Source organism: Paenibacillus chitinolyticus (assembly GCF_045038035.1).
Lineage (GTDB): Bacteria > Bacillota > Bacilli > Paenibacillales > NBRC-103111 > Paenibacillus_F > Paenibacillus_F chitinolyticus_A.
On sequence record NZ_CP173427.1, the window covers coordinates 4,610,514 to 4,625,515 of the forward strand.

Consider the following 15,002-nt stretch of genomic DNA (forward strand, 5'->3'; position numbering starts at 1 on the left):
GAAACGATTAAGAATTCAGCATTCGCCTGCTGTGCAGCATCAGGTTGGTCAAACCGCCCAAGAGCGTGCCGAGCACAACACTCACAAGATTGATCCCCGTCGTAATGAACCAAAGTATTCCGGCTCCTAAGTCGCCTTCCGCGACCGGAAACAATAGGCCTCCGATGAAAAAAAACAGCAAGGAGCCGAGCGGGCTCAGCAGAAGGAGAAAAGCCAATGCGGCCCAGTACTTCGTCCTGAACCATGCAAGAACCGGAAGCGCGTACAAAATGGTCAGGACAGCCACGACGAGACCTGAATTTTCCAATATCTCAGAGTACTTATAAGCGCTTAGAAAAAGCAGCCCTCCACCCGCTCCGTGAAGAAAACTCAATATTACGGTCAACCAGAGGGTGCCGAACAACGTGCCGTTCCACTTTTTGATCAATTTCTCTTACCCCTTTAAATGCTGCGCATGTTCTCGCTTAAAGCCAGCTAACCACGATACAAGCTATTCCGACCAGCAACAAAACCCCACCGCCGAGCCTTGTGGACAGCAGATACAAATCCGACGGCTCCGTTCCGTCGTTGGATTTCCAGCTTTCCTTAACGGTCCATATGGCCCCCGGTGCGAGCAGCATCAATAGACCGACCGCAATCAGCACGATATAGATGAAAATGGCCTTCTCACCCTTTCCTTGTTTCCTATATCTTACATCCCCTCGCCTTTTCCCGCAAAATAAAAAAACCGCCCGCTTCTGAGGAAGCGGACGGCCCGGCGATTTACATCTGGTCCCACTGGTTCCAGTTGATTTTGAGGATGCGGTCCATGATGTACGTCGTCGTGTACCGGTATTTGTTCGCGCCGGATTCGAACAGGACGAACAGGTCGCCGCCCACCGGCACGATGCCCTCGGTCATCGGAACGGCGGTCAGCTTGCTGTTCGTTGCCTTGGCGGACTGCCCGTCGAGGAACCAGACGGGCACGCTTGTCCCGCCCACGGTTCCCGTGGCGTGAGCCGGCTCCTGCAGCGGGTTGTTGTAGCGGTACAGCGTGCTGTCGTTGCCGCGTCCGTAGGACTGGCTGAGCACCATGGAGTTCTGCATAAACGCGATGCCCTGGATTTTCTCCGTGATGGACAAGAGATAGTCCGGCACGGCCGGGGTGCCGGCGTTGCCGCTCCACTTGTCCGAACGGATCGTATCCGTGACCGGATCGAGCCGGTAACCCGCGGTCCAGGCGTAATGCTGAACGCCGTCGCGGTTAACTAGGTTGTGGCTCGGGTCGGTCGGGTAGCTCTTCGCTTCGTAGAACTCGCCTACCCAAAGAACGCCGTCGGCGAACGTGTTGAACGCCGCGTCCACCGGCACCGGCACGGAGCCGATGAAGGAGACTTCGCCGTTGTTCTGGGCGCCGGTCACATCGCTCAGCCGAAGCTGATGCAGCGCTCCTTCGGAGGCGATCCATACGTGATCCCGGCTGACCGCCACGCCTCCGGCATGTCCGGTGTACGGAGTGCCGTCGCTGTTATACAGCACGATGGATTTGACGTACTGGTTCGTGGAAGCATCCGAGACGGTCAAAGTCGCGGGACGGCCGTCCTCCAGATACGCCACGGTGAGCAGCCAGTTGTTGGCCTGGTAATACGCCATTCCCTGCGGAACGAGATCCTGTTTCAGTCCCGGAACGACCGGACCGTCGGAGCTGATGTTCCACAGGTTCTGGTATTTGCTGTCCTTCGGATTGACGGCTCTTTCCTCCTGCGTGATCAGCTGGTGGGAAGGCGTAACCGTAACGGACGTTTTAGCCGACTCGTTCTCGGACAAATCCACGGCGCTGATCTGGAACGTATACGGCTTGTTTCCGATCAGGGAGTAAGCCGTGAACTCGCGCTGGGAAGCGGGAACCGTATAGAGCAGGGTCCCGTTCTGGTAGATGTTGTACTGGAACACGTCTCCCTCCGGGTTCGCCGACCACGCCAGCTTCGCGCTGCCACCGCCAGCCACAGCCGTAACCCCTGCCGGAGCCTGAGGCGCCTGATTGTCCTGCTTCGGACGGGCCGGGGCTTGTCCGGCAAGGAGTCTGCCGGGCGTCGGCGCCTGCAGTCCGGCGATCTTCTGCATCGCCGTACCGCCCGCCGCCGGATAGCGGTAGGTGATCGTCTTGCCTTCGGCCACATCGTCGGCCGTGTACGTAGCCTTGACCGCTTCCGCGCCCGCCGGGTCCAGAATCGTGACGGTCTGCGTTCCGCTGTTCGTCAGGCCGCCGACATTTTCAATGATGTGAAGCTTGTTGTCCGGTACGTACTTGCTTGCGTAGGAAAGGGAATAATAGCTGTTGAACGCTTCTTTGCCAAGCGGAGCGATTTCGGCTCTCCGGGTCCAGACCACGCCGGTCTCCCAGGGCCCCAGCTTGTAAGACTGGGCGATTTGAGCGTTCCAGCTGCCGGCTTTGAACCGGTATCCCTGCAGGTCTACCTGTACGGCGCTGTTGTTGTACACCTCGATGTACTCGAAAGCGTCGTAGCTCGCGAAATTGGTCGTATCCGGCACCAATTCCGTAATGAGCAGCTTCGGCACCGCCGCAGCCTGAACGACTTTAGGGGGCGAGACCAGCAGGAGCGGAGCCGCCGCCAGAGCCAGAGTCAAGGCGCCGGCCATCTTTTTCCGTAAACTTTTGCGCATTCTACATCCTCCCGGGTGAATCAATTTTATATGAAAAACGGCCGAATAAAAGCGGATCTTGTTATCAAAGCCATCCACAAGTATTCAACCGTTATTTCCCAAAGGAGCCGCGTTGCCGTACCCTTTACGCGGAAACGATACAAAAGCATATATAGAAATCCCTTGAATATCCTAACGCATCCGGCGCCGCACATCTAATGAAGAAATTGTTAAGGGGGACCTAGCGGTTTTCATCCTGCCAGCGCCACAATTCCTTGCTGGACGTTGAAATACCGATAACCCCGCTGCCGAGAGCGGCGTTAAAGTCTTCCAGATCGGTCATCAGGCCGCCCGCAATGACCGGCACATCCACTTCGGCCCGGATCCGCTTCATAATCCGCGAGCAGACCATTCCCGGAAGAACCTCGATCGCGTCAGGCTGGGAGCTTTTTGTCATTTTGATGCCGTTATCCAGCGATACCGAGTCGAAAACGAACAGTCGCTGTACGGTAATCAAGCCGTATTTTTTCCCTTCGGCAATAATGTTGTTCTTCGTCGTGACGAGCCCGTCGATGCCGATTTTTTCCGCCATATAAGCGACTCCGGCTTTGTCTTTGCCGATTCCTTCGATCAGGTCGAAATGGACAAAGGACAGCTTCCCGGCTTCGCGTATTTTTTCCACGATGCCTTCGATCATAAAAATATCCGATTTCAATATAAAGACGATATTGGAGGAGGTCTGCAAAATGCCCGGCAGCTCCTCCGCATTCATCAGGCTTGTAATCACGGGTTTCTTTTTCAGACAATAAGCCACTCGCTGTGCACGTTCTGTCGTCTCTTTCATCCTTATCACCTCATCGTTGATTAAACATTCTCCAGGTCTCCGGTCCAATCAAACGTTCAGCACCTTCAGTCCCTTTATGCAAATAACATGCCGTATGATCCGTCTGCCTCCAAGCTGTATCTCATGTGACCACCGTCATGTGACGCCGAGCACCGCGCGCTTGGAGCTTCATGCGGTACGGTCTCCATGCGGCGAGTTACTGGGAAGAACAGCCTTGCTTCACAATGGCGTGAACGGAAGGCAGCACATAGGTCGGTTTAAACTCGGCCGACGCGATATCCGCTTCGCTCGTAATGCCCGTGAGGACAAGCGCGGTGCTCATTCCGGCCTCGGCTCCCATCCGGATGTCCGTCTCCAGACGGTCTCCGGTCATCAGACAGTCGTGGGCTTCCACCTGCAAAATATCGAGCGCGGCCAGCGCCGTCATCACGGAAGGCTTGCCCATAATCCGGGTGACTTTTTTGCCGGTCGTACCTTCGATGGCGCCGATCATCCCTCCGCAGTCGGGAACGTCTCCGCCCGGCATCGGGCACGTCCTGTCGGGATGGGTCGCGATCGCCTCGGCTCCATGCTTGATCGCCTGGTAGGCGAAATCCAGATGGTTGTAATGGAAATCGCGGTCCCAGGAAATGACGACGACACCGGTTTCCTCCGGCGTGTCCGCGAAGGGAATGCCGTTTTCTAGAAATTCTTCCTTTAGAATCGGCTCTCCGATGACGTACACCTTTTGGCCCGGATAGTGATTCTGCAAATAACGGATCGTGACGAGCGCGGGATTCAGCATCTGTTCCATGCTGATCTTCACGCCGAATTTGTCGAGCTTTTTAACGTAATTTTCACGGGATTCGATCGTCTTGTTCGTCAAGAACAGAAGCTTCTTTCCTTTGGACTGCAGATGATGGATCGTTTCCACCGCTCCTTCGATCGCATGATCGCCCAAGTAAATCGTTCCGTCCAAATCAAATATGTACCCCGCATAATGATCCATCTCTTCACTCCCTTTCTCTCGGTTTTGCTTTTCTTCAGGCTGATTTACAAACCCGGCTTTCCAGCCCTCAGAAGGATTCTTTCCAATTCCCGGCCCAAAGAAATTTTGGAAGAAACCGGCTCCGGTATTTCCTTCAGCAGATCTTCGTAAGGCTCGTCGTCCGTCAGGTGCACGAGTATGCCCCGGCCGATTTTGCTCCAGTCGTAGTAACCGGCAATGTCCCGCAAAGTGCTGTGCATCGCCAGACTTCTCTCCGCCGTCGTCGATTCGTGGACAAGCAGGTCGATCCAGTCCATGTCCCGAATGAGCGGGTTCGGCATCGTATCCGTCGAATAAACGAATACCGTCCCGCCGCCTTCCACCTTGATGCCGGCGGCCGCAACGCCGTGCCTGCTCGGAAAAACCGACAGAGCCGTTTCGCCTTCTTTCCATAGAAGCGCAGGCTTCTCCCAGTGGAACGCATGGACCGAAATCTCGAAAGCAAGGGGCCATTTCGTCAATTTCATCAGTTCCAGCCAGTTTTGCAGCCATTTTTTCTCCGACTCGTCACAGTAAATTTCAAGCGGGTCTTCACGGCCGTCGATCCACATCCCCCACAGCAGGGAGGGCAGACCGTAAATATGGTCGATATGAACATGTGTAAACACTACCCGCTTGACTTCGTACGTCGAAAGTCCGAGTGTTTTCAGCTTCCCGAGCGGGTTGCCTCCGATGTCTATAAGCGTGCTTCCGGACGTATCGCGCACAAGCAGATACGTATTGTCTTTATCCCTGCCCGAAGAGGCACACGCCGTTCCCATTAAAATCAGTTCCATGTCTGCGCGCCCCCTACTTGATGCCGGAGTGCATAAAGCTGTCGACGAATTGTCTCTGGAACACGAAGAACGCGATGAGCAGCGGCAGGATAACCATCAGCGTCGCCGCCGTTACCGTTCCCCATTGGGCGCCGGTTTCAAACGACTGGGCGAAAATCGCGATCCCTACGGTAAGCGGACGGGATTCGACGGAGTTCGTAACGACGAGCGGCCACATGAAATTGCTCCAGTGAGTACTCACCGAAATGAGACCGAACGCGATGTAAGTCGGTTTGGCGGAGGGCAGGTACACGTACCAGAGCGTCTGCCACCATTTGCAGCCGTCCACCCGTGCCGCTTCGTCCAGATCGAGCGGAATCTGCTTGAACGTCTGGCGCAGCTGGAACACTCCGAACGAGGAAGCCCAGTACGGCAGCATGATCGCCAGCTTCGTATCGACGAGATTCAGCTCTTTCATGATCGTGTAGTTCGGATAGATCAGAATGTCCGGCGGAATCATGATCTGGGTCAGGAAGATGATGAACAGAATGCCGGAGCCGACAAAATTCAACCGGGCAAACGCATAAGCGGCCAGTGTGATCGTAACGAGCTGAACGGCCAGGATGCCCACAACTATGACGATCGTATTCCAGTAATACTGGAGGAACGGAATCGTTTTCCATGCGTTGATGTAATTCAGGAACGTCGGATTTTCGATCGCAAACGGATTGGCTCTTGTAATGATTTCTTCCGAAGGCGTGAAGGAAGTGAACACCGTCCATACCAGAGGGATCAGGAAGGCAATGGCAAGCAGGATAATAACCGTCCGGTTGATGACTTGATGCATAAGGATGCCTCTCCTTTCTTCTAGTAGTGGATTTTTTTATCGAGATAAGCGTAGTTGAAAATAGATACGGCAAGCAGAATGACGAGCAGGATGACCGTCAGCACGGAAGCTTTGCCCATATCCCAGAAGCTGAATGCCGTTTCGTAAATGTGATAGAGCAGCAGGTTGCTCCCGTTGTCCGGACCGCCCTTGGTCATAATGTACAGGTGATCCACCAGTTTGAAGGAGTTCGTCACCGCGATAATAAAAACGAACGTCGTGGTAGGCATCAGCAGCGGAAACGTGATTTTGCGGAACACCTGAAACGGGCTCGCGCCTTCCAGCTTGGCGGCTTCGTACACTTCTTTGGGCAGACTTTGCAGCCCGGCCAGGTAGAAAATCATGAAATAGCCGGCTTCTTTCCAAATGACCATAAACATCATGGCATACATGACCCACTCGGGACTGCCGAGCCAGTTGGGGCTGTCGATGCCGAATATACCCAGGAATTTGTCCAAAAGCCCATAATCCGGCGTATAAATGAACAGCCAGACGTTGGCGATGGCTATCATCGGAATGATGGTCGGGTAGAAAAAGGCGGCACGGAGCAGCCCATTGCCCTTCAGCTTGTTGTTCACCCAGATGGCCATGTAGATGGCGAGAAAAATACTCGTCGGAACGGTGCCGATTGCCAGGAGAAGGTTGTTCTTGATGACTTTGCGGAACACTTCATCCTGCAGGACCGATTTATACTGATCGAGCCCGACAAACGTGCTGCTTTCGAAGTTGGAGCTGTAGAAGCTGAGATAGATCGACTTGAGCGTCGGGTAAAACGTGAACAAGGCCAGGAAAATCAGAGAAGGCAATAGGAGAGCGTAAGCGAAAGCGTTCTCTTTCCAGTTGAATTTATTCTTGATGGTTGCGGTTCGTTGAGCCAATAAAATCACCCGTTTCTTCACATGGAGAGGTTGGTCGAAAACGACAGGAAGCCGCAGGTCGCATTAGGCGGTCCCCAAGAGAAAGAAGGATTCCGTAACGCAAACTGCGGCTTCTCATCGTCTCTAGCCGAATATGTTTTAAGTTAGTTCAAGTTATTTAAAATTCTTTAGAATGCCGTCGGCCGCTTCCTGCGATTTCTGCAAAGCTTCTTTCGCCGTCATCTTGCCGAGCAGCGCCGCCTGAATGTTGTCGTTAAACAACTTGGTTATCTGGCCGTTCTGGTATGTGGAAAGCTCGCTGTTCGCGTACTCCAGCTGATCTCTGGCTACTTTGGCCTGCGGGAACGTTTCGATGTACTTTTTCAGCTGATCGGTTTCGTAAGCGGCTTTCGTCGTGCCGACATATCCGGTGTCGATCGACCACTGGGCCACGCGCTCCGGCTTCGTCAGGAATTCGATGAATTTGACGGCCGCTTTTTTGCGCTCTTCCGGGATGTTTTTGAACACGTACAAATTGCCGCCTCCGGTCGGGGAACCGAATTGTTTGTTGGCCGGCAGGAAAGAGACGCCGAAGTTGAATTTCGCATCGGTTTTGACTTTCGTCAGGTTGCCGGTCGTATGGAACATCATGGCCGTTTTGCCGCTGATAAAATCGGAAGGCACGGTCGCCCACTCGATCGCTCCGTTAGGCATCACTTTATCCTTCTGCCCCAGGTCCATATAGAACTGAAGGGCTTCTTCCACGTGCGGCTTGTTGAAAAATACCTGCTTGCCGTCGTTCGACATAATGTTGTCGCCGGACTGCAATGAGAGCGCTTGCAGCATCCAGTATTGATAGCCGGTGCTCGGGATTTCGATCCCCCACTGCGAAACTTTGCCGGATGCGTCTTGTTTGGTCAGCTTGGCCGCAGCCTCCCGGAGCTCCGTCCAGTTTTTCGGCGCTTTTTCCGGGTCCAGCCCCGCTTCTTTAAACATATCCTTATTGTAGTAAAGCACGATCGTACTGCGCTGGAACGGAACGCTCCAAACGGTGTCGCCCGATTTCGTGTTGCCGAGGAACGCTTCATAGAAGTTGCCGAAATAATCTTTCGAGAACCGTGGAGTGAGATCCTCGATGGCTTTCATCGAAAGCAGCGTGTACAGATCCGTGGACAGAAGAACCGCCATATCCGGGGAGTTGTTGCCCTGAACCGCCGTAGCGACCTTCGTCATCGTATCTTGGTAACTGCCGCCGTAAACCGGTTTGATCTTAATGTTCGGGTTTTCCTTCTCAAAATCTTGGGCAAGCCCGTCGATGATTTTCGTAATCGGTCCGCCAACCGCAACCGGGAAGTAAAATTGAAGCTCGACGGGTTTGCCGCTGTCTCCGCCGGAACCTTTATTGTCTGTAGACGCCGTACTCCCGCCTCCTCCTCCGCAAGCTGAAAGGAGCATGGCGAGCGCGATCATAAGGACCATTAGTTTTTTCAAGAACGTTCCCCCCTGAAATTCGTTAAAATATGTAAGTCTGTGCCGGTTTGTGAGCTTTCACCTTATTTGAAAACGCATTCATTTCTTTGCGGTATCGGGTCGCGATCTCTCCTTTCTATAAATAGGCATAAGAAAAAGAAGCCTCCAGCATAAAAACACCTCCGAAAAGGAGTATGCATGAAGGCTTCTCATTATCTCTAGCCGTCGTTGGATCAGGTATGATATTTGACTCCATCTTACACGGAAGCGGTTCCATTGGCAAGAGATTTTTGTCAAAAAAAATTCATAATAGGAAGGAGATTTGCTCCTATCCTCTTTTTTAACCAAACCCATCCGGTATAAAAAAGCATATAATGGAGATGGAGGTGAACAGACATGTTCAGCAGTGAAGAAAGAGAAGCGCTTTATAAAATTATGTATACCCGGCGGGACGTCCGTACTTTCCGCAGCGATCCCATTTCCGATGAAACCGTTATCAAGCTGCTGGAAGCCGCCCATCATGCCCCTTCAGTAGGGTTTATGCAGCCCTGGAATTTTATCCTGGTGACGTCGGATGAAATCAAAGAACGGCTTGCCTGGGCAGCCGACAAAGAAAGAAGGGCGCTGGCCATTCATTACGAAGGGGAGCGCCAAGATCAATTTCTGAATCTGAAAATCGAAGGTTTAAAGCAGGCGCCGCTGACGGTGTGCATCACCTGCGACCCGACGCGAGGAGGTTCCCACGTTCTGGGACGCAACTCTATCCCGGAGACGGACATGATGTCCGTGGCGTGCGCTATCCAGAACCTGTGGCTCGCAGCCTGCGCGGAAGGTCTGGCAGCCGGCTGGGTCAGCTTCTACAAGAAGAACGATATCCGCGATATTCTGGCGATTCCGCCGCATATCGATCCGCTCGCTCTAATCTCCATCGGCTACACGGACCACTATCCCGCCCAGCCGATTCTCGAAACGGCAAACTGGGAGAAACGCCGGGCGCTGGATGGCCTGATCTACCGCGAAACGTGGGGACAGCGCGGAAACTGAACAAGGGAGTATTCCGACTGGAATGCTCCCTTGCTTTTTGCGGCGTCGGCCGCGGTTGCAGCGGTGCGCCGGACATGTCAACGTCGCACTTGTTTGCGCAGCAGCTGGCATATACAGCCGAACTCATGCATTCACCTTCACCTGCAAAAGCTTCTTCCTAATCACATCAACGTCCGATTTACCGGACCGTTCCTGCCGCTGCGCGCCCAAGTTCATTCCCGCTCTGCTCCAGGTAATCTGAGGCAAAATGAAAGCCGCGCTCGAGCAGCAGAGGAATGACCTTCTCTAACGTACGGACGGTTTCTTCCCGGTTTCCTCCACCGTCATGAAGCAGAATCATGCTGCCGGACTCTGTCTTTTCCTCAATGAGACGGACCATGTTGTCCACCCCAGGGAAAGACCAATCAAACATTTCGAGTTCCTCGGACCACATCATAATTTCGTAGCCCCGAGCCCGGAGCGAATCGATCGTCCCCTGATTCAGCAAACCGTACGGAGGGCGGAAAAGAACGGGCGCAAAACCGACGGCATCCCGTATGGCTTCATCCGTCAGGGACAGCTCCTCGTTCAACTCTTTCTCATTAAGAAGGATCATGAAAGGATGGGTGTAGGTATGATTGCCGATCGCATGCCCTTCATCCAGTATCCGCTTGACGATGTGCGGGTGCTGCCGAACCCTTTCTCCTATTAAAAAGAACGTACAGGTGATGCCGTATTTCTTTAAAAGATCCAGGATCTGCGGGGTATAGACCGGATCGGGGCCGTCGTCAAACGTTAAATAAATTTTGTTTTCCCCGTTCGGAACTCTGCGAGGGAGATCCTCATGCGGCTCTCTGTAAAGAGAAAGCATATTCTGCGCCTCTGCCTTAATAACCGCGTATCTTTTCAGATCGCAGCTGTCCGAGGCATAAGTCAGGCCCGCTTGGGCGCTTACGAAGATCAGATGTGCCGAGTCCACTATTTTGTTTGCTTCCAATGGTTCTCATCCTTTCATGGGTTCCGATTAGCATGTGCGGGTGCACGTCTGTAATAAAGCCGCCCGTCCGCCCCCGCTTCCGCCGGTTCAATCAAGTTCAGGCTCTGCAAATAATTCAGGCTGGCCAGCATTTCAAACAGTTTAAAACGGAGCTGCTCCGCATTTACCGGCACGAAGAACACGAGACAGCACAATTCAAAGGCGGTCATCGGCTTGTCCATCCGGGCCAGTATGTCGCCGATGCGCTGCCGGTACTGGGCCGCAATATCGGCCGCACGGGCGTTGTACTTGCGGAAAGGAATCATATGCCCCGGATAAGCCTTCCGGACAGGCAGTTCGGCATGTTCCTTCAGCGAACTGAAATAAGAGCCGAGCGGATTCTCGTCAAATCCGAGCGTGAAATTAAGGTTCGGCAGCATTTTCGGAATCACATGATCCCCGCAAAAAACGAGCTGCTCTTGTTTGTCGTAGAGACAGAGATGGCCTTCCGCATGACCGGACACCAGCTCGGCTTCGAAAGTCCGGTTTCCCAGCGCAACTTTGTCCCCTGCCTGTATAAATTCCGTATCCGGGTGGGCTGTCATAGACTTCACGTAATGCTTCAGTTCAGGCGCCGTAACTTCCAGCAGATGCCCGGGGGCTCCGTGCCGGGTGAAAAGCTCCAGTACCTCTTCATCGAAGACGGAATCCGCCGCCCAAATCCGGGAGGCCTGAAGGAAGCAGGCTTCCGTCATCCGCACCGAAGCTCCCGTCACATCCTGGAGCCTGGCGGCCAGCCCGTAATGATCCACATGATGATGAGTGATAATAATGGAGCGGATATCGCGCGGAGAAATCCCCAGATGTCTCCAGGCCTGCTGCCACAAGCCGATTGTTTCTTCATCGGGCATTCCCGCATCAAGCAGCGTATAGCCGTCTTCCCCGCGGATCAGGTAGGCGTTCAGCCACTGCAGGACACTGCCCACAGGCAGCTTCACACTGACAATATCCTCGGTTTCCTGTTTGAGCAGCTCCATTCGTCACGCTCCTTTCCATGTGTCCCGCATCGGTTTAGCCTCAGGCTTTCACGGTCATAACCTTCTTGCGCGTATAAAACTCAAGTCCGTCTTTTCCGTTTACATGCAGATCGCCGTAAAAAGAATTTTTGTACCCGGAGAAAGGGAACAGCGCCGTCGGAGCCGGTACGCCGACATTCACTCCCAGCATTCCGGCGTCTATTTCCTCGCGGAACTGGCGGACGGCTGCGAGTTGTCCGGTGTAAATGCAGGCGCCGTTGGCAAAAGAAGAGCGGTTGGCTATCGCAATCGCCTCTTCCAGATTGTCCGCCTGCATGATGGACAATACCGGCGCAAAAATCTCATCCTGCCAAATCTTCATCGCCGGCGTCACTTCGCCGAATACGGTCGGGCCGAGGAAATAGCCCGCTCCGGATGCGGCCCCGTCTTTTCTGCCGTCCCGCAGCAGAACGGCGCCTTCCTGTTCGCCGGAGCTCAGATAATCCAGCGTCCTGTCTTTGTGGCTTTGGCGGATAAGGGGACCCAGCTCCGTCTCTTTGTCTTCGCCGTTACCGATTTGCAACCGATCCGCCGCGGCAAGCAGCTTCTGTTTTAAGCCGTCGCGATCTCCGCCAACCAGAACGACGACGGAACAAGCCATGCAACGTTCGCCTGCAGATCCGAAAGCCGACTCGATAATACTTTTGACCGCAAGCTCCTCATCCGCATCCGGCATAACAATGGAATGGTTTTTGGCTCCGGCCAGCGCTTGGACTCTTTTTCCGTGCTGTGCCGCCGTTTTGTACACATATTCCGCAACCGGCTGCGAGCCGACGAAAGATACGGCTTTGATCTCGGGATGATCCAGAATGCCGTTCACCACCTCGCGCGCTCCGTGTACGATGTTGAACACGCCGTCGGGAAGCCCCGCTTCCGTAAACAGCTCGGCAAGCCGGTTCGCAAGCAGAGGCGTGCGTTCGGACGGCTTCAAAATGAACGTATTGCCGCAGGCAATCGCCATAGGAAACATCCAGCACGGAACCATCATGGGGAAGTTAAACGGTGTGATCCCCCCCACAACCCCAATCGGGTAGCGCAGCATAGTCGTCTCCACACCGGTGCCCACGTCCGGGGTAATCTGTCCCATCATGAGGGACGGAATACCCGCCGCAAATTCCACGCATTCGACACCGCGCTGGACTTCCATATACGCGTCTTGCTGAGATTTACCGTTCTCCCTCGTAATCAGAGCGGCAAGCTCGTCCCAAGCCTCAACGAGCAGCTGCTGATATTTGAAAAGAATCCTCGCCCTTTTCTGGACGGGTGTGTTTTTCCAGGGCAGAAAGGCGGCTTTCGCCGCTTGAACCGCCAGATCGAGATCCTTGCGGGTTGACAGCGGAACCTGAGCGATAACCCCGTCGTTCGCCGGATTATAGACCGTTTCGGTCACGGACGATGAAGATTCCTGCCAGCTGCCGGATATATAGTTTTTTAATAAAATGGTCACTGAAGCACGTCATCTCCTTTCGGCTTGCACACGATTTGAATAACGCAAACTTTGAAGTTTCACATAGCGGATGCAGTAAGCGGAGGGAAGAAGCGGCTCATCCGGGATGCTGAGGTCCCCGCCTTCCAAGGGTGTATCCAGAGAGACACGGAACGGCCTCTCGCCTACTTTGAACGCGACGGTTCCCACCTTCGCTGCTCGGTATTCATAAAAATTTCCAGCAGGTATTCCGTTTATAGAAATGCGTAAGCGGCCATTTTCCGGATCAATCGACAGCACGCATTCATACTCGGTGCCCTCTTCGTACGTTTGTAAGAATACGTCGCTTTCTTCTTGCAGGACCAAAATACGTCCGTCCGTACTCCAATGGAGTCCGCCTGCCGTTTCGCCCCGGCCATCGGTCAGCTCGATCGTAAAAGGTGCCGTGCCGGTAGCAAGAGGCCGGATACCGATTGTCACGTCCGTTTGAAGACCGGCTGGAAAAGCGAAAGGTTTCTCCACCTTGACGTAGTCATAGGGGTCACGGCTGCTCAAGATCAGGCCGGAATCTGCTCTTAATCGGATCTCCGACCACTTGGGTCGGTAGATACTCCAGCGGTCGAAATCTTCCAGGCCGGAGCTTGAAAGAGAGGGCATTTCGCAAGCCTGCTCGGCTGCCGATAAGAGACCGGGTACGTCTGTGTCCGGCATCGTGGCTGCTGCCGGTGCCGTTTCAACGGGAGAGCCGGGCAGGCCGTACACTCTATCCTCAAGGATCAAGACATCCGTATCCGTGTCTGCCGGAGGAGTTGCCGCATCTCTATCTTCATGAAAATCCGGCTCCAAGGGCACCGGAATGCGGGCCACCCAAATATCCTCCTTGTTCATGCTGTAAGCGACCCAGATTGCGTCCTCTTCCGGCGTGCCGTTTCCGGCCGATATTCCGCGGACATAATTCATCCCGTAAAATTTGTAAAAGCCCGTATAACGGCGCGGGGGAACTTCTCCTCCGATTAAACGAAGCTTGCCGAAGCGAAGCCCGTCCTCGCTTACGGCTGCGGCCAGTGGCCAGCGGTACGCATTGTTCGGGTTGGGATTGTACAGCAGCGCATATTTGCCGTCCGGCGTTTGCTGGCCCCACAGCTTGCTGCCCGCTGTGACCAGCCCGTCAATCTCCCCCGTCTCTGTCCAGCTTTCTCCGTCGTCTTCGCTTAGGGCATATTTGCCGTTCTTGCCGATACCGGCGACCTTGTTTCCGGGCAGGGGATAGCAGCTCAGCGCTTTGTAGCCCGTAAGCGGATAAAAACCATCCTCGCTCTGATCCTCTTCCCACCACTGAATCGTCGCCAGCTTATCTTGCAGTAATAGCCGGCATGCCTCGACAAACCCTTCATCCGGCGATTCCGTATACGAAGGATAGCCCGTGTTACCGGCATTCCATCCCGCATGAGCGTTCAGCCGGATGAAATAAATGGGGCCCATGGACCCGTCCGGGTATATCTCACGTACGACCCGGCCGATTCCGCGGCCGTCATTGGGCATCACGGAAGGAACCGGACTGATGCCGTAGAAGCCCAGCGTCAGCAGTCTCCCGTCGGTCGCCGTATAAAACCCCATTCGCTGATGCATGACGGCAAGGCTGCCTCTCGGCAGGTCAGCGCCGTCCGGCCCGCTATATACCCCCGTCGGTATCACGTAAGAAGGAAACGCAATCACCGGTTCGGTCCATTCCTTGCCGTCGGCCGAACTGGTAATCATCGTCCGGGCGGGAGGATGATTCTCTTCCACCGGACATGTAATATACTGCAAATAAAACCGCTGTCTCCAAAATGCCAGCATAGGCGCATTATGAAAGGTCCAGCCAGGTCCCCCTTCCAGATCCGGCTTCAGCCTGCAAGCCCGGACCGCCTGGTAATGCCGGACGCCGGGAACAGGCTGGAGCCTTCCATGGTGCCGGGACGCCTCCGCTTGTTCCGTACCGATATATTTCATATCTTAGTGCCCTCCCTGGCCGCCTTC

Annotated in this window: 14 protein-coding genes; 1 reads left to right on the forward strand and 13 read right to left on the reverse strand. The window is 54.3% G+C overall.

Annotated elements, in window-relative coordinates:
- Nucleotides 1-7: 7 nt before the first annotated feature.
- From ACI48J_RS20830 to ACI48J_RS20870, 9 genes are all read right to left on the reverse strand, one after another.
- Nucleotides 8-427, reverse strand: a complete 420-nt coding sequence (locus ACI48J_RS20830) for a hypothetical protein (RefSeq protein ID WP_405080072.1) — start codon at nucleotides 425-427, stop codon at nucleotides 8-10.
- A gap of 37 nt (nucleotides 428-464) precedes the next feature.
- Complete coding sequence (locus tag ACI48J_RS20835) at nucleotides 465-620, reverse strand: DUF6199 family natural product biosynthesis protein (protein ID WP_405080073.1); 156 nt, start codon at nucleotides 618-620, stop codon at nucleotides 465-467.
- Nucleotides 621-762: 142 nt separating this feature from the next.
- Nucleotides 763-2,664, reverse strand: a complete 1,902-nt coding sequence (locus ACI48J_RS20840) for a lamin tail domain-containing protein (RefSeq protein ID WP_405080074.1) — start codon at nucleotides 2,662-2,664, stop codon at nucleotides 763-765.
- 220 nt (nucleotides 2,665-2,884) lie between these two features.
- Complete coding sequence (locus ACI48J_RS20845) at nucleotides 2,885-3,487, reverse strand: glycerol-3-phosphate responsive antiterminator (protein ID WP_405080075.1); 603 nt, start codon at nucleotides 3,485-3,487, stop codon at nucleotides 2,885-2,887.
- Nucleotides 3,488-3,683: 196 nt separating this feature from the next.
- Nucleotides 3,684-4,475, reverse strand: coding sequence for an HAD-IIA family hydrolase (locus ACI48J_RS20850; protein WP_405080076.1), 792 nt, complete (start codon nucleotides 4,473-4,475; stop codon nucleotides 3,684-3,686).
- Between the two features lie 44 nt (nucleotides 4,476-4,519).
- On the reverse strand, nucleotides 4,520-5,290 hold the full coding sequence (locus ACI48J_RS20855) for an MBL fold metallo-hydrolase (protein WP_405080077.1): 771 nt from the start codon (nucleotides 5,288-5,290) through the stop codon (nucleotides 4,520-4,522).
- A 13-nt stretch (nucleotides 5,291-5,303) separates the two neighbouring features.
- Nucleotides 5,304-6,116, reverse strand: coding sequence for a carbohydrate ABC transporter permease (locus ACI48J_RS20860; RefSeq protein ID WP_326054846.1), 813 nt, complete (start codon nucleotides 6,114-6,116; stop codon nucleotides 5,304-5,306).
- Nucleotides 6,117-6,136: 20 nt separating this feature from the next.
- A complete protein-coding gene (locus ACI48J_RS20865; protein ID WP_326054845.1) occupies nucleotides 6,137-7,033 on the reverse strand; it encodes a sugar ABC transporter permease in 897 nt (298 codons plus the stop codon).
- A gap of 153 nt (nucleotides 7,034-7,186) precedes the next feature.
- Nucleotides 7,187-8,503: an ABC transporter substrate-binding protein gene (locus tag ACI48J_RS20870; RefSeq protein ID WP_326054843.1), complete on the reverse strand. Its 1,317-nt coding sequence runs from the start codon at nucleotides 8,501-8,503 to the stop codon at nucleotides 7,187-7,189.
- A gap of 375 nt (nucleotides 8,504-8,878) precedes the next feature.
- Here ACI48J_RS20870 and bluB point away from each other — a divergent pair, with 375 nt between their 5' ends.
- A complete protein-coding gene (gene bluB / locus ACI48J_RS20875; RefSeq protein ID WP_009677134.1) occupies nucleotides 8,879-9,526 on the forward strand; it encodes a 5,6-dimethylbenzimidazole synthase in 648 nt (215 codons plus the stop codon).
- A gap of 178 nt (nucleotides 9,527-9,704) precedes the next feature.
- On the opposite strand, the gene ACI48J_RS20880 is transcribed toward bluB, so the two are convergent.
- The 4 genes from ACI48J_RS20880 to ACI48J_RS20895 are packed head-to-tail and all read right to left on the reverse strand — an operon-like array spanning nucleotide 9,705 to nucleotide 14,975.
- On the reverse strand, nucleotides 9,705-10,502 hold the full coding sequence (locus tag ACI48J_RS20880; protein ID WP_405080078.1) for a polysaccharide deacetylase family protein: 798 nt from the start codon (nucleotides 10,500-10,502) through the stop codon (nucleotides 9,705-9,707).
- Nucleotides 10,503-10,516: 14 nt separating this feature from the next.
- A complete protein-coding gene (locus ACI48J_RS20885) occupies nucleotides 10,517-11,518 on the reverse strand; it encodes an MBL fold metallo-hydrolase (protein ID WP_405080079.1) in 1,002 nt (333 codons plus the stop codon).
- 40 nt (nucleotides 11,519-11,558) lie between these two features.
- Complete coding sequence (locus tag ACI48J_RS20890; RefSeq protein WP_326054839.1) at nucleotides 11,559-13,004, reverse strand: CoA-acylating methylmalonate-semialdehyde dehydrogenase; 1,446 nt, start codon at nucleotides 13,002-13,004, stop codon at nucleotides 11,559-11,561.
- A gap of 9 nt (nucleotides 13,005-13,013) precedes the next feature.
- On the reverse strand, nucleotides 13,014-14,975 hold the full coding sequence (locus ACI48J_RS20895) for a hypothetical protein (protein WP_405080080.1): 1,962 nt from the start codon (nucleotides 14,973-14,975) through the stop codon (nucleotides 13,014-13,016).
- Between the last annotated feature and the right edge of the window lie 27 nt (nucleotides 14,976-15,002).

Bases quoted from the DNA above. Each gene is read 5' to 3' on its own strand.
- bluB (WP_009677134.1), top strand. From the start codon at position 8,879: ATGTTCAGCAGTGAAGAAAGAGAAGCGCTTTATAAAATTATGTATACC.
- ACI48J_RS20885 (WP_405080079.1), bottom strand. From the start codon at position 11,518: ATGGAGCTGCTCAAACAGGAAACCGAGGATATTGTCAGTGTGAAGCTG.
- ACI48J_RS20860 (WP_326054846.1), bottom strand. From the start codon at position 6,116: ATGCATCAAGTCATCAACCGGACGGTTATTATCCTGCTTGCCATTGCC.
- ACI48J_RS20895 (WP_405080080.1), bottom strand. From the start codon at position 14,975: ATGAAATATATCGGTACGGAACAAGCGGAGGCGTCCCGGCACCATGGA.
- ACI48J_RS20855 (WP_405080077.1), bottom strand. From the start codon at position 5,290: ATGGAACTGATTTTAATGGGAACGGCGTGTGCCTCTTCGGGCAGGGAT.
- ACI48J_RS20835 (WP_405080073.1), bottom strand. From the start codon at position 620: ATGCTGCTCGCACCGGGGGCCATATGGACCGTTAAGGAAAGCTGGAAA.
- ACI48J_RS20850 (WP_405080076.1), bottom strand. From the start codon at position 4,475: ATGGATCATTATGCGGGGTACATATTTGATTTGGACGGAACGATTTAC.
- ACI48J_RS20845 (WP_405080075.1), bottom strand. From the start codon at position 3,487: ATGAAAGAGACGACAGAACGTGCACAGCGAGTGGCTTATTGTCTGAAA.
- ACI48J_RS20840 (WP_405080074.1), bottom strand. From the start codon at position 2,664: ATGCGCAAAAGTTTACGGAAAAAGATGGCCGGCGCCTTGACTCTGGCT.